Annotated in this window: 1 protein-coding gene; it reads right to left on the minus strand. The window is 60.5% G+C overall.

Going from position 1 to position 1,275, the window contains the following annotated elements:
* Window positions 1-150 precede the first annotated feature (150 nt).
* Window positions 151-1,275: elongation factor Tu (tuf, locus tag HCZ87_RS20710; RefSeq protein WP_167647012.1), on the minus strand; the 1,125-nt coding region annotated here is incomplete at its 5' end.

Consider the following 1,275-nt stretch of genomic DNA (forward strand, 5'->3'; position numbering starts at 1 on the left):
TTTCTTCTAACGAGAAATATCCCGGAGCGCGAGGCAGCGCCTCGCATATAGCAAAAGGGCCTCCCGAAGGAGGCCCTTTCTCATCTCAATCACGCATATCGCGCGAGGATTTTCGACGCTGCCTCTATGGCGTGTCGATGCGATCCTGGCTTACGCGAGGATCTTCGACACAACGCCGGCGCCAACGGTGCGGCCACCTTCGCGGATAGCGAAACGCAGACCGTCTTCCATGGCGATCGGGGCGATCAGTTCAACTTCGAACTTCAGGTTGTCGCCCGGCATCACCATCTCGGTGCCTTCCGGCAGGGTCACGGTGCCGGTCACGTCGGTGGTGCGGAAGTAGAACTGCGGACGGTAGTTCGCGAAGAACGGCGTGTGACGGCCACCTTCGTCTTTGGTCAGAATGTATGCTTCTGCCTCGAACTTGGTGTGCGGGGTCACGGAGCCCGGCTTACACAGAACCTGACCACGCTCAACGCCTTCACGGTCGATGCCGCGCAGCAGCGCGCCGATGTTGTCGCCCGCTTCACCACGATCCAGCAGCTTGCGGAACATTTCCACACCGGTGCAGGTGGTGGTTTTGGTGTCGTGGATACCAACGATCTCGATCGAGTCGCCAACGTTGATCACGCCACGCTCAACACGGCCGGTCACAACGGTGCCGCGGCCAGAGATCGAGAACACGTCTTCGATCGGCATCAGGAAGGGCTGGTCAACAGCGCGTTCCGGGGTCGGGATGTACTCGTCAACCGCCGCCATCAGCTCGCGGATTTTGTTTTCGCCGATTTCCGGGTCACGCCCTTCCATCGCCGCCAGCGCGGACCCCGCGATGATCGGGATATCGTCGCCCGGGAAGTCGTAGGAGGACAGCAGCTCGCGGATTTCCATCTCGACGAGCTCCAGCAGCTCTTCGTCGTCGACCTGGTCAACTTTGTTCATGAACACGACCAGCGCCGGAACGCCAACCTGACGGGCCAGCAGGATGTGCTCGCGGGTCTGCGGCATCGGGCCGTCAGCTGCGTTCACAACCAGGATGCCGCCGTCCATCTGCGCCGCACCGGTGATCATGTTTTTCACATAGTCAGCGTGGCCGGGGCAGTCGACGTGCGCATAGTGGCGGGATTCGGTTTCATATTCCACGTGCGCGGTGGAGATGGTGATGCCGCGTGCTTTTTCTTCCGGTGCGCCGTCGATCTGGTCGTAGGCTTTGAAGTCACCGAAGTATTTGGTGATTGCTGCGGTCAGCGTGGTTTTACCGTGGTCAACGTGGCCAAC

It is taken from the genome of Phaeobacter sp. HF9A (assembly GCF_011806385.1).
GTDB lineage: Bacteria > Pseudomonadota > Alphaproteobacteria > Rhodobacterales > Rhodobacteraceae > Epibacterium.